Origin of the sequence: Dyadobacter sp. (genome assembly GCF_017744695.1) — a bacterium.
Taxonomy (GTDB): Bacteria; Bacteroidota; Bacteroidia; order Cytophagales; family Spirosomataceae; genus Dyadobacter.
This window is the reverse complement of record NZ_JAGIAS010000009.1, coordinates 216,922-242,817: the sequence shown is the minus strand read 5'-3', so window position 1 is coordinate 242,817 and position 25,896 is coordinate 216,922. Positions and strand designations below refer to the sequence as shown.

The window sequence follows — 25,896 nt, the reverse complement described above, 5'->3', positions numbered from 1 at the left end:
CAGCGACTGGCCGGTTCAGATAATTTTAATGCGAACCGGCCCTTTGATATTCATAACATCGACAGGCGTACACAGGTGTACCCTTTTGTGTTATGACTACGCTCCATCTATTGTGCAAATCAATTGCTACTGCGAGTACCTCTTTCATATGGTACGCCAGCCGTCAGGAAACAGCATGCGCGCAATTTCAGACGGGCAGGTACTTTTCTCCGGGCCACGATGAATCGCAGTAGATAGGATCGTTGCTGCTATTGGAAAGTTGTAGGAATCACCGATGTAAACCCTCCACCATGACAAAGTTTCCGCCATTACTCATGCTTTTCCTAACGAGCTGCTCAATAAACCAATACTATCTCCAAACAACTGATAAACCATATCAGATTGCTCCAAATGCGGCTTTTGTTAATTTTAATTATAGATTTTTATCTGTATTTATGGCCTATTACCTTCCGATACAAAACTTATCACGCACATATTATCAATAATTTCAATAAACAAACGAGGAACAACATAAGTCATCGTACTTCAAAATAAGTATAAAATACCAGCACAAAGAAAATCTAATTTTCCGGCCGCTCTTCAAGAACAGTTATATTAAACAAGTCTTGTCAAATATAAGATAGGACACAGATTACTCCGTTGCTGTCACGTGCTGGCCAAGCGTCAATATTGGTCTCCATAGACTTCTATATGCCGTTGGGATAATATCTCAGTGTCGCCGCGTGTCAGAAAATGGGCGGTGTAAGTCATTAGCAAATCAAATTAGATGTTTACGCTGGAAGGTAAATACGACGGCTTGAACGTAATCCATGTGATTGAAGGCTTCAATGTACAGCTTGTAAATGCACTCGTTTCCTTCGATGCTCCACATTCGGCGAACGCTTGATTGATCGCAATTCTGTCATGCGACGCTCTCAATAAGGCTTTAATAGGTTCCGTGTAGTAACCAATCTTCCGCGTCGCGATTTAAATGTGCAGTCAAATAAGTTTTCAAGTTTTGTATAAATTAATTCTAAGTTTATAAAATAACTATTACATTGCATTACTATGTAACCATAAGCGACGTAACGCTTATAAATGTAAAATTTTTCAATTCTCAACTCAACAACAAAAAAAGTATGAAACAGCTTGTATTAAGTGTAATCGCGTTAGCGGGTTTGTTTTCCTGTCAAGAAAATGAAATTTCGACTATTAAGAATGAAGAAGTTCAAGTAGAAAAGCCCAACCAGGCCCAAACATCTCAAAAAGTTTATAGTTACATTAAATCATTGGGGTTCAAAGATTCGGAGATCAAGGATATCGGAAACGATTTTCTGGTAGATGGAGATATGTTGTTTGACAAATCGGTTGTGCCAGATACTCTAAATAATCGTAACGGGCGGGTGCAGCAGTATGGTGTAAGTAATTATATAGGATATAATGAACAGCCATTTGTGACGGTTCGTATTGATCCATCAATGAGTGCCTATACAAATGATATAACTGCTGCGATAGCTAATTGGAATAACGTCCCCGGTTGTAGAGTTAATCTGACACTCGTAACAGGAAGCGATGCAGACATAGCTATATACAATAGTGATCTAGGTTCCAATACTTGCGGAAACGCATATACCCCAATAAACGGACAGGCAGGAAATAGGATAAATATAAATGTTAACGTGGTTGCTAGTTTTAGCACTTTGCAAAGACGGCGCACGATTACACATGAACTTGGACACGCAATTGGATTTGCTCATACAAATTGGTCAAGTATTGGAGAGACCAATGAAGGCAATTGGCAGGGGTCGCTGCAGCATATATTTGGAACGCCGACCGGAACGGACGCAAATTCATTAATGAATGGAGGTGAATGTAATTTTGGAGCAACGGCACTATCGAGTAATGACATACTAACTGCGCAATTTTTGTATCCAGAAAATCCCCCGGTAGCGGGTTCTGTACCAATTTACAGATACTTCAGTAGAAACGGTTCTAAAGACCATCTTTATACTGCTAACATTAACGAAAAAGGTAACGGATCAAATAATGACTATATCTATGAAGGTATAGCGTTTTATGCTTTTTCGACACAAGTAGCGGGAACAGTCCCTGTTTACCGATACTTTCACGGTGGAGCTAGTCTTGGAGATCATTTCTACACCCTTAATCAAAGTGACGTCAGTGGCAACCCAGCCTACACGTACGAAGGAATTGCTTTTTATGCCTACAATCAAGCAATAAATAATGCCGTTCCGATTCATAGGTATTGGAATAGCAGTATTGATGATCATTTTTACTCGAAAAACAATAATGAGGTAGCTACGCTTCCATCAGGATACATATATGAATTTGCTGTGTTTTATGCTTATTAGTATTAATTACGTTATTTGCATTTTCTTGCTCGGCGGAATCGCTGTATTCGGCAACTCAGGTCCCGAAAAATCAATGCTAGCAAATGCTGGTGTTGGAAATGTTTGAGTTCTTGTAAGCTTATTTAAGCGTAAATAAGAGAAGTAATCTCTCCTTTTTTGTATACCTTCCAAAACCAACTGGTCTTGAGGGACAATGATTAGTAAATCACCAGGAGAAGAGTAAAAGAAAACGCCTGAAAATTTAGATCAAATATCTAATTTTCAGGCGTTTGTATATTATTTCTTACTGGTATTCCATCTACTTTTCTACCAATAAAAAATACGCAACTCCCTCATTATCACCAAATTAAACAATCCAAAAACCAAATAAGGCACAAAAACTACTAGTTTCTGTTGACTACACTTATGATGGGATTTTTCACGACGTCCATTTCTTCTGGCTTGCTGATGGACGGCCGGTTAGTCAGGATACATTTTCCTCATATCTACTTCATCCTCATTACCCCTAAGCTCAGGGACCCTTAAAAGTGTTCTCTGCTCTAAGGCTTTGCCTTTCCGCCGTTGGAAACTGCGCCGGTACATTGTAAGTGACTTTCCCTGTCGCCAGCCATTCGGTCGCCCTGATTACAGTTGTCTGATAACCCACGCAACGATAAGCCGGCGGATAGAATTCCCCAATCCATAAATGCCCCATGCTCGAATTGTAAACCCGTCCCGCACCGTAGGTAACGACCCATTCCACCGGCCAGGTTCTTTTTGTACTCGTGCTATCATATGCGCACGAGAGCACCGTAAGGTTTTCAGCAGGTCCGCGAGGGAAGTAGTACACCTCCGTATTGGCGGTCTGCCACAGCGCCGGATAATCCTTGTTGATTGGATGACGGTTCACGATCTGAATCAGGGCATTGAATCTATTTCCATGACCAGTACCCTGCCCTTCGCCCGGCGGGATTCTGGTTATTTGATTAGACGGACCGATTTCAAGCGAATAGCCCTCCGAACTCTTGCGCCAACCCAGCCCGATCATTTTATCGTATTCTTTCCAATGGGCGAACGCATTGTTGGCCGAATGCAGGATGTACAATCCGCCCCCGCCTTCTACAAACGCTTCCAGGTTTCGCTCTGCATGAGATGGCCAGCGGAGCCTGGTATTCTGAATATTGTTGGTGTTCTGTACAACGACAGCGTAATTGCTAAATGAAGGATTCCAGGCTGCGCGGGCCAAAGAGTCCATTGGAACGGTGCTGATATCCACTTTAAAGCGCCCACTTTCTTCCAGTATCCATTTCGTCACGGCAGATGTCTGTTTCCAGTCATGATTGCTGAACCCGTCCACAATGAGCACGGGAATGCGCCCCCGCGTCTGCGCGCGGACCGTACAAAGCGAGATACAAGCCAGTACGACGACGAAATAAGCTTTGTACATGATATTTATGTTTAAGACGAAGATTCACAGGGCCTTGGAAAGTTCTGCAACATCCAGACTTGCAATTTATCGAAATTTTCTGAGCAGAATTGCGACACTTTTGATGGACCATTGTACTCAGCCTATTCATAGCGTTCCGCCAAAGCTGGCGAAACCTATACTTTCGGGATGATAGGAGTTTGCCCCAACCCAACAAGCTGGGACGACAAAAGTAACGGCAATGCCCGGGAAGCTATTTTAACATCTTCCCGGACTCTGTTTAACCACACCTTATTTTATTTGGACTCCGCCGCCGGTGCTGCGTTAGCGCCTATATTACCAGCGGCAACGGTGACCGCACCTAGTTTAACCGTTACGTTAGCATTGTAGGCGTCAAGTTTATCGAAAAAACCCTCTTCATTAATGCTAAAATACTTACTGGTCGCGAACGCCCCCGTAGCGCCGGCGACCGTGTCGAGCACCTTTAGGGCCGTGCCGGGCGTTGCCGTCACTTTTCCGGGAAAAATAGCAGCTGTATAAGAGCTACCTTTTACCCCGTTATAAAGGCCCATCTGCACTAAGGTGATCGTTTTGTTGTACTTGTAAAAGACTACGCGTCCATAAATGTTTTCCGTAGTCGCGGCACCTAACGTATAAGCCTTATACGTCGATACCGTGCCTCCACCTGGTGCTGTACTTAAATTGGGCGGGTAGTCCTGTTGTTCACAAGAACTAAGCAACGCAAATAGCATCATCGTGATAACCAGGGATAACATCGGGGTGATTTTGCTGATATATGTTTTCATGTCGGGATGATCATTAAAAGTTGAAAGAAACACGGCCGTAGTAATACGATCCGTTGGAGCCCTGCTGATTGTTGTCGTACAGGTAAAATCCTTGATTTTCAGGGCGCAAAATGTCAGGGTATTTATTGAAAACGTTACTGCCGCCAATGGACAATTTCAAGTTCCTGGTCAGATCGTAGCCAACACTGGCATCGAAAATAGATTGCGCAGAAAACTTCTGATCATAAAAGTTACCTTCTGCATCGGAGGAAGTCGACCGGGAGGTAACCGTCCCAAAGTATGTTCCTCTCACCATAGCATGAAATTTATTGACGCGATAGGTTACCGAGCCGATCAATTTTTGTCTTGGTGTTCCGGTTTCAAACTGCCCAATGGTGGCCCGGTCAAGGTACTTGGCCACAATCTGGTCTTCGGTCAGGTTAGCCACATTCAGATCAAGTACTTTCCTGTTCAGAATGGTGTTTTTGCTAAAAATAGCTGCAAGGCTGAAAATAAAGCTTTTACCACGGCTCAGGGTCAGTGTATAGTTCCCGACCGCTTCAATTCCCTTGGAACGTACGTCTGCGCCATTCACAAAGAACTGGGCTTCTCCCCCACCGATGACCTCGTCGTAATGATTGCCAACCTCGGAAGCATTGAAGTAGCTGGTCCTGAAAATACGGTTATCTACATCAATCTGATAAGCGTCCAAAGTTACTTCAAATCCGTGGGCCGGTTGATAGGTAAGGCCGAAACCATAGGTTCTCGATTTTTCCTGCTTTAGGCCCTGAATCCCTAAAACCCTGGCAGCTGTGCTGTTGGTTGGGTAAGTTGTCACATCAAGGGGTTGCGGAATACCGTTTGCGTCCGGCACGAATGCCGTAGCTGTGTGGGTATAATTCAACTCCTGAAGGGATGGCGCGCGAAATCCGGAAGCAATCGAAGCACGCAATGAAAGCGTTTTGGCGATGGAATACCTCGCGGCTAATTTGCCGATGGTAACGCCACCAAAATCCGAATAATTTTCTACACGAAAAGCTCCGGCGACCAGCAAGCTCTTAGTCACTTCAAGCTCGGCATCAAGGTAAGCAGCCATGGTGGTGCGGTACTCATCCCTTTCGTTTTTCGGGCCAAATCCGGCAAAACACTGGCAGTTTGACGACAAGGATTTAACGGTAACCTGCTGGCCCGCATTCACACTGACCGGATTCCCATTTGCATCTACGATCGGTGTGCTGCTGGCATCTTCCAAGGGTTTTCCGTCGGGCCCTACAAGCAGACCAGTTTTGCCTACGGTAAGCACACCTGCATCTCCATAGGTATATGCCTCTTCCTGACCCTTCATAATTTTGTAGTTTTCTATACGCATTTCAGCGCCAAAGGCAATGTTCAGACCGCGCAGCACATCTTTAAAATAGCGGGAAAAATCAAGGTTAGTGGAATTTTGGGTAAACTGGTGCGTACCCAAATACATGTTGACCGGTGAATTGGAACCCAGTGAAGCATTCATGGTATTGACCATTCCGATGCGCATCCGGTTCCGGCCAAATGTGTTGCTGAAATCAACATTGAATTCCCCCAACTTACTCTTAATACCGGTTGTATTGGAAAGGTCCGAAGTATTGGAGGTCATCTGTGGACGGAAGCCATTGGGATATAGCAGGTAATTGAAACGGTCGGTTTGTGCGGGACGGCGGAAGTAGCATGAGAATCCCTTGAGGTATTTGTAAGACGCTCCCCCAAAACTGTACAGCGTTGTGGTAGGATTCAATTGATAGCCTGCATTGTAAAAAGTACTACCCAGGGTAATGGCAGGCATACCCGCATAAACGGCAAAATCAGCTTTGGTCAGGCCGCGTGCCGCCATCAATCCCGCTTCTGTGGTCAGCGAAGCAAGTGCCGCCGTGTTGCCAGAAGCCTGTGCAGCAACAAGCTCGGGATTGGTGATGACCGGATTTCCGTTTTTATCGGTCCGCAGGTTGTTCAGGTAGGTATTATCAAAAAATCCCCAATCATTCACAAAAGGTCGCAAGGTCGGGCGCTTTTGCGTAATTTGCCCGGACAGGTTAAAGTAACCTTTGTCTCCCATTTTGAAGCCGTAATTGGCATCGAACTGATAATTGAATCCGTCCGGCTTGCCATCCTTGGTCAGTTCCCCTGCCTTACCGCCGGTATTGGCATAGCCTCCGCCGGTAAAGCTGCCTGTCAGCTTATCTGTCCCTTTTTTGAGGATAATATTGACTACGCCGGCCACTGCGTCAGAACCATATTGAGCAGCAGCGCCATCGCGTAAAATTTCAACCCGGTCAATGGCGGAAGCCGGAATGGTCATCAAATCGACAGAGGTGGATGGGCTGCCGACGGCCGTTCCGGTAATAAGCAGGGCGGAAGTGTGCCTTCGTTTTCCATTCACCAGGACCAGTATCTGGTTGGGGGCCATGTTGCGGAGCTGGACAGGATCCACATGGGAATCAAGGTCACCACCCTGGGACCTGACCGCGTTAAAACTGGGTGCAACAAACGCCAGCATTTGGGCTAGATCGATCTGAGGAAGATCTGCCATGATATCCTTGATGGAAATGACATCCACAGGGACGGGTGTTTCCAGGATGGTTCGCCCCGTGTTTCTGGACCCGGTAACTATTAATTCATTTAACTCTGTGCCACCATCTTCCAGCGGAACGCTTAACGTTGCCTCGGAACCTACCTTAACCTCCTTGGTCTTAAAACCTATAAAGCTGAATACCAGGACATCGCCCGGCGCCGCATCGATCGAGAACATTCCCTGATTATCCGTAATAGTACCTTTGTTCGTATTTCCTTTCAAGATGATGTTCACACCAGGAAACACCTCCGAAGTGGATGCAGAAAACACTTTACCGGTAATCCTTTTGCTTTGAGCCTGCATGGTAAACGGCAACCAACAAATGAGCAGAAAGAGCATCGCAGGCCTGGCCACGAATTCGCATTTTCGTAAGTTTCTCTTCATAGTAATGGAGTGATTTTAGTTGGATATTCATTTCAAAGGATCAGACCGGATGGGCATAGTCTGATAGCAACAGCCCCCTTTCCGGGTCTGCATACTGTAATGGTATCAAATGTGCGGCTAACGCATTGAAAATATCGAAAAAACAGTATAATGCAATATATAATATCGGATACATAGAAAAATACAATATAATTCATATATATTCTTCAGAATATATTGCTTTTATTACACCCAAAAGCTGAAACGGGGCGACTGCCAGGCAATTGGTCATATTGATGATTCGCTAGCACTGCTTAACCGCATGCCCGCGAAGGCGGTAAACAGATTATTGAACATTATTACGCTTTATTCTCTGCATAACTTTATATTACCGGCAAGCAAAAGCGCTCTCCATTTAACAAAATGTACTTCACCAGTTTACCTGATCACTCCAAGGCTGGTTTCGATGAAACCATGCATTTCGATAAATTCGGAAAGCACAATATCATCTTTCATGCGGAAAGCAAAGAAAGTTATTGTGATGACCATGTAGGCTGCCTTTCCATTAAGACCGTATGGAGCGGTGAAGAAATTTATGGCGTAGACGGCCGGCAATTGGCCGTGCGTCCCGGCCAGTTGCTGGTCTTGAATAATGATCAGCGTTACAGCTGCCGCATCAGAAGTAAGGAGAACGTGCAGTGCTTTTCCATCTTCTTTAAAAATGATTTTGCCTCATCGGTGTTGATCGACAGGTTGCATACCGAGGAGTTCTTGCTGGACAATCCTAGGCGGGATAGCAGTGAAATACCCGAATTTTATCAAACGCTTCGTCAGATAACGCCGGATATCAACAGACAGTTTTCTGGCCTGAGAGGCCTTCTGCAAACAGGGGAGTATCATCAGGCCGGGGTTGATGAATACCTGATCTTTATGTTACGCGATCTGATCGGCATCTACCGGTCGGATATAAAGAGCGTTGGCTTGGTGAAAGCAGTCAAAGCCAGCACCCGGCGTGAAATATATAAACGTTTGTGCATCGCAAGAGATGTTCTGCATTCGTCGCTCGGGGAAAGTCTGGATTTAAATACGGTTGGTACTCAGGCCGGGCTATCAGTCCCTCAACTGGTCAGGCAGTTTAAATCGGTTTTTCAAACTACGCCACACCAGTATCTAACCGATATCAGGCTCAAACAAGCGGCCGGGTTATTGCAATATACAGACCAACAGGTACAGGACGTTGCCTGGGCATGCGGATTTGAAAATGCCGGGGCTTTCAGTCGGGCATTCAGATCGGCCTATGGCATGCAGCCGACACGTTTCAGGTTGGAGAACTAATTTGAGCATTTTTGCACAGTGCCGGTGAACGGACATCGTTACTTTTGACCATTTAACTGTTAGAAGTATGATGATCAGGTTATTAAAATCCGCAAATTTTGTCCCGGCACTGATGTTCATGATTTGTTCGCTGCCCGTTGCCGCTCAGCAGAGGGAAATACCGCTTTATGAAAGCAGCGTGCCCAATGCCCGCAAGGCTCCGGCAGATTATGTCGAGCAAACCGATGCCGACGGGCGGGTAATAAAGGTAACGCAACCGGCGCTCGTTCCTTTTTTTGCTGAGAAACAGACTGCTACGGGAACAGCCATTTTAATCTTCCCTGGCGGGGGGTATCGGCTGCTTTCACTTGGCGCGTGCGAAGAAATAGCGAGGGCTCTTAAATCGGAAGGCATTACTGCTTTTGTCGTGAAGTACCGGCTACCCAACGACACAATCATGGTCGACAAATCGATTGGCCCTCTGCAAGATGCGCAGGCGGCCATTAAAATGGTGCGTAAACGGGCGACCGAATGGAATATCAACCCCGATAGAATTGGTATGATGGGACTTTCCGCGGGCGGTCATCTGGTATCGATGGAAGGTACGCAACAGAACAGGGTGATGATCGACAATAAAGAGAAAATTAGCCTTCGCCCCGATTTCATGGCATTGCTATATCCGGTGATCATTTACGATCCGGACACTCCCCGTACGCGCGAAACCCTGATTGGCAAAATGCCTTCCCGCGAAATACTGGATCAGTATAGTACAGACAAGCATGTCAGTGCCGCTACACCACCGACGTTTCTGATCCATGCAGCCGATGACGATGTGATCCCCGTTAAAAACACGCTTTCCTTTTTTAATGCCTTGCAGCAAGCCAGGGTAAAAACCGAAATGCACATTCTGCAGTCGGGGGGACATGGATTTGCCCTTGCCGATCTGAATAGTAAGGATAATTGGTTCAGAATGTTCAAAAGTTGGCTGGCAGAAAACGGGTTTTAAAAAGCAAAACAAAACCCACCCGCAATCTGCCAGCTCTAATAGCTTTTGAAAGATAGCCCAGCGATACATTTTCAGTGTAGGTCTGCGCATCAACGGGGCCGAAATCTGGCTAATCCAGTCGTATCACAAACACACCCGGAGGACGGCTACATAAGGGAATCCTACAATCCCTTTGGGTTTTGAACCGCCACGCTCCCTTCGCCAGCCTTATTATAGGCAAGCTCGTTGGCAGGCACGTCCCAATAATCCAGGAAGTTGTAATTAATGGTCGCATTCTTGCTTACCACACCTGCTTTGTCAACCACAACCGCGCCGGTTCTGCCTCCGCCTGTCGCAACGTCATCGATCACTCCCCAACGTCTGGCATCGTAGAAGGCAAGACCTCGGAAAGGCAGGACTACCCTTCTCTCGCTTCTCAATTCTTCCCTGGCAGCTGCCAGGCCAAGCCCTTTACCTGCGACGGCGGCCAGACCGGCACCCTGAAGTTTACGGATGGCATCAATGATTTTAAGACCACCCTCGATATCTCCCGTGTTGATAAGCGCCTCGGCCAATGTCAGCTGATTTTCTTCGTAGGTGGTGGCCATATAGAATTCATATTCCCCGACCTTTTTATTTCCCAGCACAACCACGCCCGCAAGCCCCTTACCGCCATCGATCAAGCCATACCGGGTATTGAAAATGTTTCCACGGTCATTATTGCCGATCCATGGGTTGGTTTCAATCGCGAAATTGTTCTCAAGTCTTTTGTCCCCCGTTTTAAAATCCTGTACCAGGCGTTCGCTGACTTTGAAACTGGTGGTTTTAGTCGTACCCGTAGTAAGGGCCGAAGGTGTGCTGCCGGTAGCGGAAATAAAATCGCTGGTTTCGTTTGATCTGGCCGTAAATACGTAATCCGTTGCTGTAACTCCATCTTTCGCAAGGGCGATAATGGACGCCCACTGTGCCGCTGTCATGCTTTTTACAGTGGTATTCACCAGCAGGTTGCGTGCTTTCATAGAATTGATGTTTCTCTTCCACATATCAGGTGTCAACACCCCTCCTTTTCCAACCTGAAAAAATGCCGGGATAATTTTGCCGATCACTGCTGAATAATCGGCAACACTGCTGACAGCGCTTAGCGCTGCCGCGGCTTTGTCATAGTTGGCATTGGATTCGGCAATGATAGCCTCCTTACTCACAAAAGTATTATTGGTGCCCACTGCCTGGTCATTGATGATACCGGCATAATAAATGGACCCGATACGTCCATAAGCGTAACCCTTCCACCAATATGCCCAGGCTTTGAGCGCGTTCTTTTTACTTTCGGCATCTCCTGTAAATGTGGTTTTATCTACCAGCGCCAACACGTTATTGGCTCCGCTATTGAGACTGTACATGTAGGCCCACTCGTAATATAACGGGTTGTCACTCGCGTTTGCATTAATATTTACCTGCCGCAGCATGTCCAGTTGAAGCGTCGGAGAATTCGGGTTCTTTACCCTGGTGCCGTTGTCAAGGATCACATAATTGGCCACCCCGATTTCGTTCAGCCGCTGGTTGGCAGCTTCTACCCCTACGACGTCCCCCATAATTTCATGATAACTAAACGGATCCCCGAAAAACCCGCCGTAAAAACCGCCATACTTCACAGTCAGGAAGCCATTTACATAGATCGCGCCCTGCGCCAGGTTGATCAGACCGGATTCCGAGTTAGCGCTTCCGGTGGTTGGCTGGTTGGGGTTCTTAACGTCTAATTGATCCTTACAGGAAAGAACAGACGCCAGAAGCACCAATATCGATAGCAATTTTATTTTTTTCATGTTTTATCTTTTTAAGAATGCAATGAATGTTTTCAGAAACCGAAGTTTAAGCCGACCTGATAAGATCTGTAATTCGGCATACTGCTGTGGTCAGTTCCGCGGTCCCATGCCGAGTTGTTAGCACCCGACACGATTTCAGGATCCATACCGGTGTATTTGGTTAAAGTAACCAGGTTACGTCCCGAGAGCACCAGTTGCAGCCTTCTGAATCCTTTGATATGAGTCAGTTTTGCAAAATCCAAAGCAACAGAAATATTTCTCAGACGGAGAAAAGAGGCATCTTCATAGAAATAATCTTTGGTGCCATTTCTGGTAACAGCCGCATACACACCCCGGTAAAACGCGGTCCATGCTCCGGTTTCACCATCGATCGTGAACGGCTTTGCATAGTCGGCATGGATTCCGTCGCGGTACATCCATTCCTTGGTTTGATTGTAAAGATGGCTTCCCTGGATCCAATCCACTTGAACGTTAAAAGTCAGAAAGTTCTTGATCGTCAAATCATTGATGAACGAAATATTGAACTTCGGATTAGGATCGCCGAAGCTGTATTTGTCAGGGGTTACATAAGGGAATTTTGTCGCTTTGTTAACCACATACCCGTTGCTTGCCAGCGTATAGTCACCCTTTTCGGCCTCGGAAAGAAAGGGGGTTCCATCCGGCTTTGTGGCATCCAGGCTATGGATCAATCTATGGCCGTAAAGCTGTCCGATTTTTTCATCTTTGCGAAGCACATAGTTGGTACTTCCCGCATTGGAGATAACAACGATCTCCTGATCGCCAACGACAGAATTGATTTTCGAAGTCTGTTTCGTGAAGTTGGTAGTCAGGTTCCAGCTGAAATTCTTGCCCTGGTATACAGATGCGTTCAATGACGCCTGCAGACCATGGGAGCCCAGTGAAAAAGCATTGGTTTTCAAAGTTCCCGAACCCGAAGTTGGCGCCACGTCAATGCTCCATATCGCATTATCCGTAGTCCGTTTCCAATAAGTGGCCGATAGCCGCACATCATTCAGCCAGGCGGCGTTCGGCATCACGTTCAATGTAAAATCCGTTCCGATTTCAAGCTCTTTGGATACTTCCACACCCAAATCAGGGTTATTTTGGTTTGGATCGAAATAGAAGGCATTGCTGGCACCCAAAACCTTTGTACTTAAAGTAACATAGCGGTCAAAAGGCTTAGGCTGAATACCTGCTTCTCCGTATGCGGCACGCAATTTAAATTCGGGAATGCGGTCGGCGATAGCTCCTGATTCCCAAAAGCCCAGTGAGGACATTCTTAAATAAACATCACCTCTTGGAAAGGTAAACGGCTTTGAACCGCCGCCAAATGCGGACGAATAGTCACTTCTGAACCCGCCGGCAACACCAAATATATCCCCATATTCAATTTTTTGGTTGACAAGGTATCCGTAGGTAATAAACGGTTCGCTGTAATCCTGAAGAACCTTGAAGGATGTTCCCTGCGTGCTGTTAAACGGCGTGTAAGTAGGCAATCCGGCAGCCGCTGCTGCATACAGCGTCTGTTTCTGGTTGCGGTAGTCAAAGGAGACCTGGGTAGATGTCGTAATTGGAACGTTCCAATGAAAGTCATCCTCGAAATTGGTGTAAATAAATGCAGTACCTAAAAAATTCTGGAACGTTCTTGCGTAGGTATATTTATCGATGCCACCCGTGTTGTCCGGACTGATCGCGGAGCCCACCCAGGTCGAGGCGGCCACGGAATTGGCATTGTTTGACTGGTTTTGCGCCGTGTAGACGTAGTCTTCCCTATTATAATTGAGCCCGTACTTTGCATCCAGTTCCAGGTACTTGTTGACTTTATAGTTCAGGTTGAAATTTTGAATGATATCAACCTTTTTATCGTCGCTGTCTGAATAATACTGGGCGTAAATAGGGTTACTTCCGTTCACGCCCGCTGCATCCCCCAACTTGTTGATGGGACTCCCATCGGGTAATTTGAAATCGTAGTCCACAAATGCACGGCTATTAAAGATCGAATATATGTTGTTCCCATTTACGGTGTTTTTGGTATAAACCAGCTGCGTGGTGCTGCGCAGCCTTAACCCCTTGGCAAGCTGAACGCCAAGGTTGGTAACCAGGTTGCTACGGTCGTTATAACCATTGTTAAGAAAATTGGATTTCTGATGGTTATTGGATGCGGAAGCGCTGAAATCGAACTTTTCGCTGCCTCCTGAAAGGGAAATACTATTGTTGATCGTATTGGCAGGAACGAAAAATTGTTTGAAGTGATCATGATACGCAAGATTGGCGTTGTAGGGCTTATCGGTCTTGTTAAGCGGATCCGTACTGTTCCAGATTACGTTTTCGGTGTACAAGCCGGTCTGCGGGTCAATAGAAATCGGCGCGCCTGATGAGCCAATGATATTATTGTTTGCATCGGTATTATATCCATGAAAGCGGGACTTGGCCACTCCGCCCACATTCAGATAGGTGTTGTTTGTGATGGCGCTGGAAATATCGATATTCAGCTGGCCGTTTTTCCCTCTTTTTGTAAAAAGCTGGATAACCCCGTTTGCGCCCTGAGCCCCATAAATGGAAGCAGAAGCGGCGCCTTGAACAACTTCCACCCGCTCAATCGAATTAAGGTCGATCGCGCTGAGATCCGTCGAAGCCATCTGAATACCGTCAATCAGGATCATTGGCGAAGTTCCCCGGTTCACAGAGTTAATACCTCTCAGCAAAATGTTAACCCCCGCACCTGGCGTTCCGTTACCGCTGGTGATCTGCGCTCCCGGAATTTTCCCGACCAGCGCCTGATCTACCGAAGCGGAAGGCGTCTGCGGCAGGCTTTTACCGGAAATCGTTTCCACCGATATCCCCAGCTTGGCTTTGCTGGTAGCCACACCGCTACCGGTCACAACCACTTCACTTAAAATCCTGGCGTCGGATACCAGTTTCACATCTATCACCGACAAGCCGTCGAAAGTGATTTCCTGTGAGATCATACCAACAAAACTAAAGGTCAATTTACCCTGATCGGGTACGGCGATTTTGTATTTGCCATCCATGTCCGTGATGACGCCGTTATGGGTGCCGGCGATTAGCACGTTCACTCCCGGGATCGGCGATTCGTCCTCCGCGGCGGTGACTATACCTGTTACAAACTTTTCCTGTGCCCATAGCAACGATGAGCAGCACACCAGCAGGGTGCTGAGCAGTAAAATCTTCTTCATAAGTAAACAATAGTTAGGTTGGTATCGAGACTTGTCTCTCAACAAAAATACCCTTTCGCACCTTCAATACAAACGAACCTATATTCCATAAAACACATATACGATAGTTGTATATTATATAATTTAACAAAATTTTATTTTACAATTTAACAAATTTATAAAATAAAATTTTGAAACAAGTAAACATATAACATCGACTCAAAATCATTATTCTGAGTAGCGTCCGGGTGCGGCGACCAATTTTTAAAAAATATTATAAAGTCAGCAAGCTAAAATTCTTGATAATATTCTACAATTACATTTTAAAGTGATCTCTCAAAAGTGCACGTCCGTCCTTCCGCAGGCCGCTCAGCCGGTATTTTTTCCTGTAAAGTCATATTTTATAAGCAATTATGTGATAACAATCCGGACTCTTCTTTAACAAATCAATCTCACTAGCCCGGACAAAAACATAATTATTTCAATAAAATAAAACACTTAATGCAGTACACAAAACAAGTAGATTGCCAAGAAACTACACACGATATGATTATACGTTCACAGTAATATCTGTGGCTCTACACGAAAGATAACCTATGCTGTTATACGTCAACAATTCCAATCGGTCGGTACGTATAGGGAGGTAGGCGTTGTCGCTGGACAACGGCCGACTGTTTTCCGCTGCTCCCTAGGGCCAGCGGAGTCGGGCGCATGAAGGTGTAAGGATATTTTAAAACGGCAAGCTAAGCACCGATCTGACGGTCGCATTTACAATAACAAAGCTACGTAGCTTTAAACAATACCTGCCCGTCCCCCTGCAAGTACCACGCTGTGACCGGGTTGAAATGGTAACCCATATTCCCTCCGCGTGCTGCGAGTAATTGTTTTAAAAACGGCTGCACATACCCGGTTTCATCTACCGCACGACTCATGATCTCGGTAGAACTGCCGTCCCAATTCCACAGGTAACGGAATGCTACGATGGCCTTGTCGAGCACCGGTTCCTGCAAGGCGGCATTCTGCCAGGTTTTGCCGGCGTCGGTGCTTACTTCCACGCGGGTTACTTTTCCCCGGCCGCTCCATGCAATCCCCCTTATTTCGATCCAGCCCTTTTCCACTTTCGCGGGATACGACGGGTAGGTAATGATCGAACGGGCATCCATGGTAAAGCTGAACTGACGGATTTTGCCCCCACCTACCGCTTCGGTGTATTTGGAAGTCTCCTCACGGGTCATGAAGGGCGCGTCGGCGAGCTCGATCCGGCGGAGCCATTTCACGTTGGCATTACCCTCCCATCCCGGCAGGAAAAGGCGCACGGGATAGCCCTGCTCAGGGCGGATAGCCTCGCCGTTTTGGGCATAAGCGATAATAGCGTCCTCCCAGCCCTTGTGCACAGGCACACTGCGGGTCATTACTGCCGCATCTCCGCCCTCGGCCAGAAACCAGGTAGCTTTCGGGCTAACGCCTACTTCGCGAAAAAGCGTCGATAACGCCACGCCCGTCCATTCACTCTGGCTGGTGAGGCCACAAATTTCCTGCGGACGGATTTTGCCGTCGCCCGCGCCCCGGTAGTTGCCCGAACATTCCAGAAATGCAATGCGGGAAACCGAAGGAAAACGTTTCAAATCGGCCAGCGAGAATACCATCGGCTTATCGACCATGCCATGAATGACCAGTTCGTGCTTCGATGGGTCGATAGCCGGAACGCCGCCATGGTGCCGCTCGTAATGCAGGTCCGAGGGTGTGATGATGCCGTGCAGGTCCTGCAAAGGCGTACGCGAGGAGGTGTCGGATGGGGTTTTCACCGGTTTTTCAAAAGGCGACCGCGTGCCGAGTACACCCGGCGGCACACCCGGAACTTTGGTCGGATCATCGGCCAGCTCCGAAGCAGTCAATGCCGCCTGGAATGCTTTGCCGCTGGCGGTTTGTACCAAAACAAAAGAAGCCGCTGCCGCCCCGGCGAGCAGGTTGCGCCGGCTCATTTTGCCGGAACTGATCAATGTCTTTTTATCGTGGGGTTGCTGCATAATTATCGAATTTCAGCGCCACCCTTCCGGTCGTCGGGAACGAACTTATCGCGTGCCGGCATTTTAATTTTCGGAAGGTTTTTAGCATTCAAGCCTGCCTTCTCGTCCCACAAACCATTCGCATGGAGCAGGTAGGCTGTCAGGCTGTACACTTCCCGGTCGGTCAGCGAACCTGGCTGGTTGAAAGGCATAGCCCGCCGGATGTAATCAAAAACGGTAGTCGCATAGGGCCAATAGTTTCCAATGGCTTTGATCCGCCTGGCACGTCCCTGTGTAGTATCGCCTACTACGAGCCTGTCGTTGGGGCCTTCGGTGCCGGTGGCGCCGTGGCAGCCTGCGCATTTTAATGCATAAATGGCCTTACCTTCCGTCGCATTGCCTTCGCCTTTCGGCAGGCCTTTGCCATCGGGGCGGACATCGATATCCAGCGCGGCGATCTCCGCCTCGGTGGCCGGCCGGCCGAAACCAAAATGACCAGGCTGTGAAAGGGTATCAGCCAGCAACGGGTCCGGGCGTTGCTGGCTGACTTTCGGATTCATAGCCGACAGCATGGCAAACACCACCATGCTGCCGATAATCTTAGTTGTATTTCCCTGCATTGAGCGTGCTTTTAGCCAAAACGTACGGTCTTTCGACACGGTCCAGGACTACATATATTGAATCTTTTTTCTCGTTAACTCCTCTGAGGATGACCCGAGATCCGTCTGTGGTTGAGTAGTTGAGGATCATACGGTTGCGTTTTCCGCGACGCGGTTTGGCAGCGAACTCGCGGTCGCGGCGGGCCGACTGGCCGAGCGGGTCGATCATCTTGTTCTCGTCGCCTATCCTGGCCAATGCCTGTTTGCTGATCCAGTTGCGGCCATTTCTGTCACGCCCGCCAGTTCCTTCACCGCGCCGTTGCGGTTGTCCAACTTCCTCACCTCCCCCGGCCTGTCCCTGGCGTGCCTCGCGCTGTTGCAACTGGCCTACGCCGTCGCGCGGCCCTCCTTTCACATATTTATCCTGCAAATACAAAGTATGTTCGACCGTATCAGCCAGGTAATGGAACACGCGTTGGCCACCGCCCGTGCCGGTGAGCTCGAACGTCCGCCCGAGGTCGCGCATAGGCGCACCGCCGCCGTTGGAAAGATCGAGCGGGGTGGGTTTGTTTACTTTAAAAGTCAGTGTAGTCCAGTTTTCGAACGTCGCCCATTGCCATCTTACCGTATCAGTCGGCGAGTAGGGAATTTCCCGGTTGTTGATTTTGAATTCCGTTACATTATAGTTGCCCCGGAGCACTTTAATGCCCGCTGTGGAAGGCTGTTTGTAAGGGTCATATTTAAAATTGACATATTGCAACCAAAACAAATAGAACACAAACAGGCCAAAAACGAATGCTTTCAGGCCATAGCGCACATATTGTTGCCACTTTTCGCTGAATGCAGGATAGTAGCTGTTAGGAACGGTAAAGCGTTCCAGAATCAGCAGGTTCCAGAATTTTGGAATATCCTTAATCAGCAAAAATGCCGCCAGCAGCACAAAGTAAGAGCTGTACACGTGCACACCGCCGTCGTAGGCGAAATTAACATACACAATATCCCCTAACGCGCCCAGCAGCAGGATAGCGCCCAGCGTAGTGGTGCCGCGAAAAAAGAGCAATATACCGGCCGTCAGCTCTACCACGCCCGCAAATACCTGGTACCAGGGCACAATCCCGACTGAGAGCCAATAAATCTTCTGCAATGTAAAATCCCCGAAATTGGTATTCAGCAGCCCATACGAAGGGTAAGGCATTTGGGTAGGCATCAGCTTGGTGTATCCGAAACCAATGATGCCAATACCAGCCCGGTAGCGCACCACCACGCGGAGCCAGTAATAAAGCAGGTTATACTCCCTTGGCTCACGCTTGATGGCTTTTACAATGACCGTCCATATCAACCCGACTGCTATGGCAGCCAATGCAGTAATGATCCAGGTCGCATAACCTTCGAGCTGACTACCAAAAATGGATTTACCGAACAGATCGAGCCCCGAACCAAAGCGCGCGATGTCGTACACGTCGCGATAATGCAGGCGCGTCCAATCGAATGTGACCAGGTCGGTGTACCAGCCGGCGCTGTTGGGAATGGACATCGCCAGGAAAAACACGAATGCGATACGGAAAAGGATTTTCTGCCATTCGGGCCAGCTTCGCCGAGTACCTTCGCCGTTGACGGCTTCTTCGACCGGTGCTGCACCCGTGAGCGTCAGATCATCTGCGTTTGTTCTGATCGTTGACATATCTTGAAAGTTTTTAGATTACAATTTGAATTCACCCCTGCGTCCTACCTTTTTCACTTCCTGGAACAGGTACTTTTTATTGATTTTTTTCAAAACCACCTGTAACGAATCCCGGCCGCTGCTAACGCCGGAAAGCCGGATCGTGGCGCTGTCCGGACGGGTATAATGCAGCAAGATTTGGTCAGACGCATTCACTTTGTTGATCAACTTCAAAGTCTTCGTATTTTCATCCAACTCGTAACCATAATAGTTACGCCCGCCCGACCCTGCAAATTCGAAGTTGCGCTTGGCATCGTCGAAATGGATCTGTTCGACATTGGTAGAGTCGATCACTCGCGGGCGCGAGGCGCGGATACTGAGCGTGGCCCATTTTTCGAACACCACATCTTTCCACCGCACGGAGTCGAGCGCCGAATAGGCCAGCGTATCGCCATTAATCACAAATTCCTCCACATTATAAAGCCCCGCAGCATTAGGTAAGCCTGCTTTTGTCGGATACTGATAGGGATTCGAATGATAACCTGCGTAAGTTTTGGAACCATAAATCACCACGAAAAACAGCACGAATACCGCTTTCAACGCGACCCGGCCAAATTTCAACCGCGCGTCGCTGAAATCGGGTTTGAAAAGGTTGGGCACAGTAGGTTTTTCCAATGCAAAAAGCCGGAAAAGCCGGTTCGCGTCGAATGCGAAAAGGAACAATGCGAGGATGATCAGGTAAAAGCTGTACACGTACTCACCGCCTTCATAAGCCAGATTGGAGAAAAACACATTACCGGTAAACGGAATGATAATGAGCGTTGCGATGGTGGTGGTTTTCCTGTGGAGCAACAATAATCCCCCTATCAGTTCGACCAGCCCTAAAAACGACTCGTAGTTGGGCACTACCCCGAGGCTCAATGCGAACAACTTCCAGGCGCTGAAATCGCCATAGGCCGTATTCAGGTTGCTGAGCGACGGCTCCGGGGCCTGCAAGGGATAAAATTTGATAAAACCATAGGCAATCAGCCCGGCCGCCAGCCGGTAACGCACGACTACGCGGAGCCAGTAATAAAGCTGGTTATAATCGCGGCGGTCTTTGTCGCGATTGCCCCATATCACTGCGCCGGCGATGGCGATCACCAGTATTACGAGCCAGTTCGCGAAGGTGTCCTGCTCTCCGAAAAACCGCGGCTGGTAACGTGCCAGGTCGAAAATATCGCCGTAGGTCAGGTTCAACCAGTTGATCTGGAAGATGCGCCGAAAGTATTTCCAATCGAGCGGAATGCTCTGGATCGCAAAATAAATGAATGCAACACGGAAGAGCACCTTTTCGAAGGGGCTCCATGCGGCGGATGCAGCGTCCGAACCGGTAGCATGCGGTACTTTGGCGCTAGCCGGGTAAGTCAGGTTTTGTGGCATAAGGTTCAGGGATTAGTAGCCGGGATTTTGTTTCAAAGCCTTGTCGATCAGTAGTTGCTCTGCCGGAATGGGCAATAGCAAACGGTTCGGATCGGTCACATTAAGCACCTTATCGGCTCGCCCGGTGCGCACCAGATCGAACCAGCGGTGCGGCTCCAATGCAAATTCGATCCGGCGTTCGTTTTCGATAGCAAGCAGCAACTGGTCTGATGTGGCAGCGGTACTTTTAGCGATACCTGCGCGTTCGCGGATTGCGTTCAGGTCCGCGAGCGCGCCTGTGAGCGCGCCCGTTTGCGCACGCGCCTCGGCACGTATGAGGTAGAGCTCGGCAATGCGGATCACGAAAGTCGGGTCGGTGGCGGGGCTGCGGTAATACATGTTGCCATACCAACGGCCCTGATTGTCCTTGGCCACGAGGGCATTGCGGTTACCACCCACTTCCGGATCGTTCACCAGCGCCACGAATGCGTCATTCGGTGCCCATTGCCGGGTACCACCTTTTTCCTGCGGCTGCCACTGGCCACGGTGGCCATTAGTTTCATTAACACTGTAAAAAATCTCGAAAACCGACTCGGTAGTGCCTCTTGCATCATTGGCAAAAAATGCACTGTACGGCGTAACCAGCTTGTAGTTCGCAGCATCGGAAATCACTTTCGAAGCATACTCCTCCGCTTTTGCATAATCCTTTTGATAGAGGTAATATCGTGATTTCAATGCCCATACCGTCTTTTGCGTAGCGCGGAAACGGTCGGTAGTCGCGGGCAGCAAGGGCTCGGCGGCATTCAGATCGGCCAGTACCTGCGCGTACACCTGCTCCTGCGTGGCGCGCTCGATGCCGCGGTTGTCGGATGGCGTGGCGGTCGGTTTGGTGACAATCGGGACGCCGCCCCAAATGCGTGCGAGGTCGAAATAGGCCAATGCACGCAGGAAATAGGCTTCGCCGATGAGTTTGTTTTTCAAAGGCGCGGTCAGCAACGGGTCCTGAACGTTCGGCACTTTTTCGATGACGTGGTTAATGCGGTTGAGCGTGCTATAAATGCCGGTCCAAACCGCGGAAACAGTCGAATTCTCCGCATTCACGCGGTGGTTGATAAACTCCTGGATCTGCGACTGCGAGCCGGTCCATTGAATATTGTCGCCCGACAAATAGCCGATCGACTGGAAATTGATGCTGTAATAGCTGCGGAACGAATCGTACACGCCATTCACGGCGGTTTCCGCAGAAGCCTTGTCGATGATCGTCTGGTCGTCAGAAATAGACGAGCGAGGCTGCACATCGAGGAAGTTGTTGCAGGAATCCAGCCCGATCAGCATGGACAACGGCAAGAGGTATTTGAATGCTTTCATAAATTCGATCATTAAAATGTCAGGTTAACACCCAGCTGGAAGCTGCGCGGCTGCGGAGGCGTGCCCAGGTCGATCCCCTGCTCGTTCTGTGCGCTCGATGCACTCGACTCGGGGTCGAGGCCGGTGTATTTGGTGATGGTGAACAGGTTGCTACCCGTGGCGTAAATGCGCAGCGAGCTGATGTGCCGCACCGGAATGGTGTAGCCGATGGTCAGGTTGCGCAGGCGCACAAACGAACCGTCTTCCAGCCAGCGGCTGCCGCCGTCGCGATAGTTGTTCACATTCACGCCGTCAGGCCGGGGCACGTCTGTCACATCGCCGGGCTTCTGCCAGCGGTCGTTGTTGCTCGCAAAAATCACACGTGCCGCGTCGCGGGCACCGCCGCCTTCACCGAAGAACTTGTTGTGGTTGTACACCTTGTTACCATAGCTGAATGCCAGAAATGCATTCAGATCAAAGCCTTTGTAAGTCACGGTGTTGGTCAGTCCGCCGAAGAATTTGGGCCAGATACTGCCATCGATCTGCCGGTCGGCGACGGTGATCTTGCCGTCTTTATTCACATCTTCGTACACGGTGTTACCCGTCTGCGGGTCTACGTAAAGTTGTTTGTAAACCCAGAAAGAATAGAGCGGATGCCCTTGTTGGAGCAAAATCAGGCTCCGGCTGCCGTATTCGAGCGGATTTTCCAGCTTCTCGATTTTGTTCACATTCCGCGCCACGTTGAATGTCGTGATCCACGAAAGCGTATTGTTCTGGAAATTCACCGAGCGGATCGCCAGTTCGAAACCTTTGTTGCTGATCTCGGCCGTGTTGCTGCGGTAGTTGGCAAAACCCGTCGTAGCGGGCAATGTGAGCGAGAGCAGGCCATTGCTGGTGTATTTGCGGTAGACGTTGAATTCGATGCCGAGGCGGTCGCCGAAGAATGCGATGTCGGCGCCGGCATTCAACTGGTTGGTGCGCTCCCATTGCAGGTCGGGGTTGGCCAATTGCTGCGGCGCAATGCCCGGATTGCCCTGGTAGGACGAACCGCTGCTCCACAATCCGAGTGCCGCGAAGCTGCCCAGGCCGTTTTGATTACCCGTCACACCGTAACTCGCACGGATTTTCAGATCGCTGATAGCGGCCACATTTTTAAGAAAATCCTCCTGTTTTACGCGCCAGCCGCCGCCTACCGACGGGAAATAGCCCCATTTACGGTCGGCCCCGAAGCTGGACGAGCCATCGGCCCGAATGCTGAAATCGAGCAGGTATTTGCCTCCGTAATTGTAATCCACGCGGGAGAAGAACGAGGCCAGGTTTTTCTTCGACCAGCTACTCGATCCCGTGGTAGTGGCGGCCGAAGAAATCAGTTTGAAGGAATTGTTGGCAAAACCGCGCCCCGTCGCCGCAGTACCGGTATTCAAATCACTTTGAATGGTATTACCTACCAGAATGCCGAAGGAATGCTTCGCACCGATTTTCTGGCGGAACGAGAGAGTCTGCTCATTCAGCCACGTCGTAGCCTGCCCGTTGTTCGCCGACGCGAAGCCGTTCGGGCTGCCCGTGATCAGGAACGTGTTCCAGTATTCATTTTCATCATAATTATTAAAATCCAACCCCCAGCTCGTACGGAATTTAAGGTTAGGCAAAATCTCGGCTTCGGCGTAGAGATTACCGATGTAGCGCAGGCTCACGGACTTCACATCGTAGTTTTGCAACAGCAAAGTCACATTGTCGAAACCCGCGCGGCCTACCAGCTCGCCGTTTTCATTAGTCGGCGAAAGGTAGGTAGGCGTATGCAATGCGGCCTGTAAAAGCCCGCCCGCCGGACCGTCGCCTGCGCGCGCCTGGTTGCGGAACGTGCGCGCGAAGCTATTGCTCACCCCTACCTGGATTTTGTCTGAAATCTTCTGGTCTAAGTTTACTTTAAAACTCGCCCGGTTGAATGTGATCGGTTTCAGGATCGACTCCTGCCTGGTGAAGCCGCCGCCGATATAGTATTTGGTGGAAGCCGTCCCGCCGGAAACCGACAAGTCGTAATTCTGCAATGGCGCGGTCTGGAAAATCTCGCCGAGCCGGTCATACGTTTTTTGCTCCTCAGGCAATCCGCGGCCGCCCTCCGAAACAGGGCGGAATGGCCGGTTAGCTTCCGTACGGTTCAGCGACGGCGTATCTTTGCCGGTATTGATCCACCATTCGTTCACCAATTGCGCGTGCTCGGGGCCGGTGGTTAGGTCCCAGAGCTTGGCCGCCTTGGCCCAGCCGTAAGAGGCATTCAGACTCACTTTGGCTTTCTGGTTGAACTTACCTCTTTTGGTAGTGATGATAATGACCCCGTTTGCGCCGCGCGAGCCGTACAACGCGGTCGCCTCGGCGTCTTTGAGGACTTCGAGACTTTCGATGTCGTTGGGGTTGATATCGGCAATGGGCGACGTAGCCTTGCCACCGGTGTTGGTGGTTTGCATACTGTTGCTGTTCATAAACACGCCGTCGATTACGTAAAGCGGGTCGTTGTCGCCATTGATGGATGTCGCGCCCCGGACGCGCACGGTCACCGCCTCGCCCGGCACGCCGGTGTTGGAGGTAATCTGCACGCCGGGGACTTTTCCTTGCAGCTGAGCGTCGAAACTCCCAACCGGAATACTTTTTACGTCGGTCGGATCCACTTTGGCAATGGAGCCAATCACGTTCTTACGTTCCTGCGTGCCGTAACCGACGACAATCACCTCATTCAACTGTCGCTGATCGATTTCCAGTTTCACTGTAAGACTGCTTTGCCTGCCCGGCCGCACCTGCTGGCTAACATACCCGATAAACGACACCACGAGCTCCTGCCCTTCGGCCACATTGAGGTGAAAATTTCCATCGGTATCCGTCACCGTTCCCTGCGTGGTTCCTTTGATCTGGATATTCACACCGGGCAACGCGGCACCGTCTTTATCAGTGACCTTGCCCGTCAGTTCATCGGCAGGTCCTGCAAACGCTGCCGAAACAGCAAGCCACAGAGAAGCAATCAGCCACCCTATCCTTTGCCCGGACCTTGCAGGCCCACGGTTTTTAAATAAATAATGTCTCATTAAATCAGATTATAATTGGGGTGGATACAATGCATTTTATTTTCCCTTGTTACCAGAGAGCACTTCCTGTTCGGGTTGCTTTCTCGGCGCTTCGATTACCTTCCGCTCCTTCAAATCATACTTTTGCCCTTCATGCAAAAAGAAGAATGGCCCATTGCTTGCCGTCGATACCTCGCGACTGCCCTGCACATGCTTCGCGCCGCTGCCGATGATGGTGTTGTAGTCATAAATGGATGCGTACGAGCGCCCCACTACCTCCAACGTGTCCTTTTGAACCACAATGGAAGTAGCCTCATCCAGCCCGATGCCGATCAGCTCCGGCGCATTCTTTACGAATTCCACGAGATCGAACTGGCGGTTGCGGCGGAACAAATGCTGGTCAATCACCGAGTTTTTCAAGAAACCCAGCCCCTGCGTATGGTCGCCGACGAGGATATGCGCCCCTTTGGTATCACCCCGCCACAGGAATGAGCCCTGAATGCTGGCCCCCGCCGAAGTACCGGAAATCACGCCGCCGCGGTCCAACAGCTCCTGGAATGCCTGATGGGTCAATGTGTTCAGGTAAGAGTCGGCAATGCGCCACTGGCGACCTCCTACGATGTATACGCCCGTTGCTGATCGAATGGGCGCAACGAATTTTTCGCTGTTGGCTTCTTTCAGGTCGTTGGTATGCAGCAAAGTCACGTTGGCAATGCCGGTTTCGCGCTTCACGAGCTCTACGGATTTGGTATCATAAGCCGCCGAATCGCCGCCTGCGGCGGTAACGACCACGATTTTGGCCTTTTCCTTCCCGCCCGCCAGCTGCACGAAGCGCTTCCAGATTTCAGGCGTAGCCCCGCCCCCGCCAATGATGATCAGCGAGCCTCTCTCAGGACCATGGCGGGTGGTAGCATTCTTTTTGACGGTTACGGGTGTCTGCGCATTCACGGCTGTGAATGTCGCCGTGGCCATCGCAATGCCTGCGAAAACAGTGTTCAGGATCAGTTTGATTCTCATATT

Annotated in this window: 16 protein-coding genes; 3 read left to right on the top strand and 13 right to left on the bottom strand. The window is 49.3% G+C overall.

Annotated elements, in window-relative coordinates:
- Positions 1–144: 144 nt before the first annotated feature.
- Positions 145–309, bottom strand: coding sequence for a DUF3253 domain-containing protein (locus J7619_RS27685; RefSeq protein ID WP_291206869.1), 165 nt, complete (start codon positions 307–309; stop codon positions 145–147).
- Between the two features lie 809 nt (positions 310–1,118).
- On the opposite strand from J7619_RS27685, the gene J7619_RS27680 reads away from it, so the two are divergent.
- A complete protein-coding gene (locus tag J7619_RS27680; RefSeq protein WP_291206867.1) occupies positions 1,119–2,351 on the top strand; it encodes a M57 family metalloprotease in 1,233 nt (410 codons plus the stop codon).
- Positions 2,352–2,862: 511 nt separating this feature from the next.
- Here J7619_RS27680 and J7619_RS27675 read toward each other — a convergent pair.
- The 3 genes from J7619_RS27675 to J7619_RS27665 form a co-directional block, all read right to left on the bottom strand.
- Positions 2,863–3,777: a ThuA domain-containing protein gene (locus J7619_RS27675; RefSeq protein WP_291206864.1), complete on the bottom strand. Its 915-nt coding sequence runs from the start codon at positions 3,775–3,777 to the stop codon at positions 2,863–2,865.
- A 275-nt stretch (positions 3,778–4,052) separates the two neighbouring features.
- Entirely contained in the window at positions 4,053–4,562 is a 510-nt protein-coding gene (locus tag J7619_RS27670; RefSeq protein WP_291206861.1) for a hypothetical protein, read from the bottom strand.
- A gap of 13 nt (positions 4,563–4,575) precedes the next feature.
- A complete protein-coding gene (locus J7619_RS27665) occupies positions 4,576–7,530 on the bottom strand; it encodes a TonB-dependent receptor (RefSeq protein ID WP_291206858.1) in 2,955 nt (984 codons plus the stop codon).
- A 402-nt stretch (positions 7,531–7,932) separates the two neighbouring features.
- On the opposite strand from J7619_RS27665, the gene J7619_RS27660 reads away from it, so the two are divergent.
- Together J7619_RS27660 and J7619_RS27655 are read left to right on the top strand one after the other, a co-directional pair.
- On the top strand, positions 7,933–8,844 hold the full coding sequence (locus J7619_RS27660; protein ID WP_291206855.1) for an AraC family transcriptional regulator: 912 nt from the start codon (positions 7,933–7,935) through the stop codon (positions 8,842–8,844).
- 67 nt (positions 8,845–8,911) lie between these two features.
- Entirely contained in the window at positions 8,912–9,829 is a 918-nt protein-coding gene (locus tag J7619_RS27655; RefSeq protein ID WP_291206852.1) for an alpha/beta hydrolase, read from the top strand.
- Between the two features lie 161 nt (positions 9,830–9,990).
- Here J7619_RS27655 and J7619_RS27650 read toward each other — a convergent pair whose 3' ends face one another.
- The 9 genes from J7619_RS27650 to J7619_RS27610 all read right to left on the bottom strand — a co-directional run bounded on the left by J7619_RS27650 (position 9,991) and on the right by J7619_RS27610 (position 25,893).
- On the bottom strand, positions 9,991–11,631 hold the full coding sequence (locus J7619_RS27650) for a RagB/SusD family nutrient uptake outer membrane protein (RefSeq protein WP_291206848.1): 1,641 nt from the start codon (positions 11,629–11,631) through the stop codon (positions 9,991–9,993).
- Positions 11,632–11,663: 32 nt separating this feature from the next.
- Positions 11,664–14,828 (bottom strand): SusC/RagA family TonB-linked outer membrane protein, encoded by a 3,165-nt coding sequence (locus tag J7619_RS27645; protein WP_291206845.1) that lies wholly within the window; start codon positions 14,826–14,828, stop codon positions 11,664–11,666.
- A 761-nt stretch (positions 14,829–15,589) separates the two neighbouring features.
- Positions 15,590–16,834 carry a sulfite dehydrogenase gene (soxC, locus tag J7619_RS27640; RefSeq protein WP_291206842.1) on the bottom strand — a complete coding sequence of 415 codons (1,245 nt, stop codon included), beginning with the start codon at positions 16,832–16,834 and terminating at the stop codon, positions 15,590–15,592.
- A gap of 2 nt (positions 16,835–16,836) precedes the next feature.
- Entirely contained in the window at positions 16,837–17,433 is a 597-nt protein-coding gene (locus J7619_RS27635; protein WP_291206839.1) for a c-type cytochrome, read from the bottom strand.
- Positions 17,414–19,093: a hypothetical protein gene (locus J7619_RS27630; protein ID WP_291206836.1), complete on the bottom strand. Its 1,680-nt coding sequence runs from the start codon at positions 19,091–19,093 to the stop codon at positions 17,414–17,416. The genes J7619_RS27635 and J7619_RS27630 overlap by 20 nt, the downstream gene beginning before the upstream one ends.
- An 18-nt stretch (positions 19,094–19,111) precedes the next feature.
- Positions 19,112–20,494 (bottom strand): DoxX family protein, encoded by a 1,383-nt coding sequence (locus tag J7619_RS27625; protein WP_291206833.1) that lies wholly within the window; start codon positions 20,492–20,494, stop codon positions 19,112–19,114.
- Between the two features lie 12 nt (positions 20,495–20,506).
- Positions 20,507–21,841 (bottom strand): RagB/SusD family nutrient uptake outer membrane protein, encoded by a 1,335-nt coding sequence (locus tag J7619_RS27620; RefSeq protein ID WP_291206830.1) that lies wholly within the window; start codon positions 21,839–21,841, stop codon positions 20,507–20,509.
- A gap of 11 nt (positions 21,842–21,852) precedes the next feature.
- Positions 21,853–24,897: a TonB-dependent receptor gene (locus J7619_RS27615; RefSeq protein ID WP_291206828.1), complete on the bottom strand. Its 3,045-nt coding sequence runs from the start codon at positions 24,895–24,897 to the stop codon at positions 21,853–21,855.
- 36 nt (positions 24,898–24,933) lie between these two features.
- Complete coding sequence (locus J7619_RS27610; protein WP_291206827.1) at positions 24,934–25,893, bottom strand: cyanophycinase; 960 nt, start codon at positions 25,891–25,893, stop codon at positions 24,934–24,936.
- Positions 25,894–25,896: the final 3 nt, after the last annotated feature.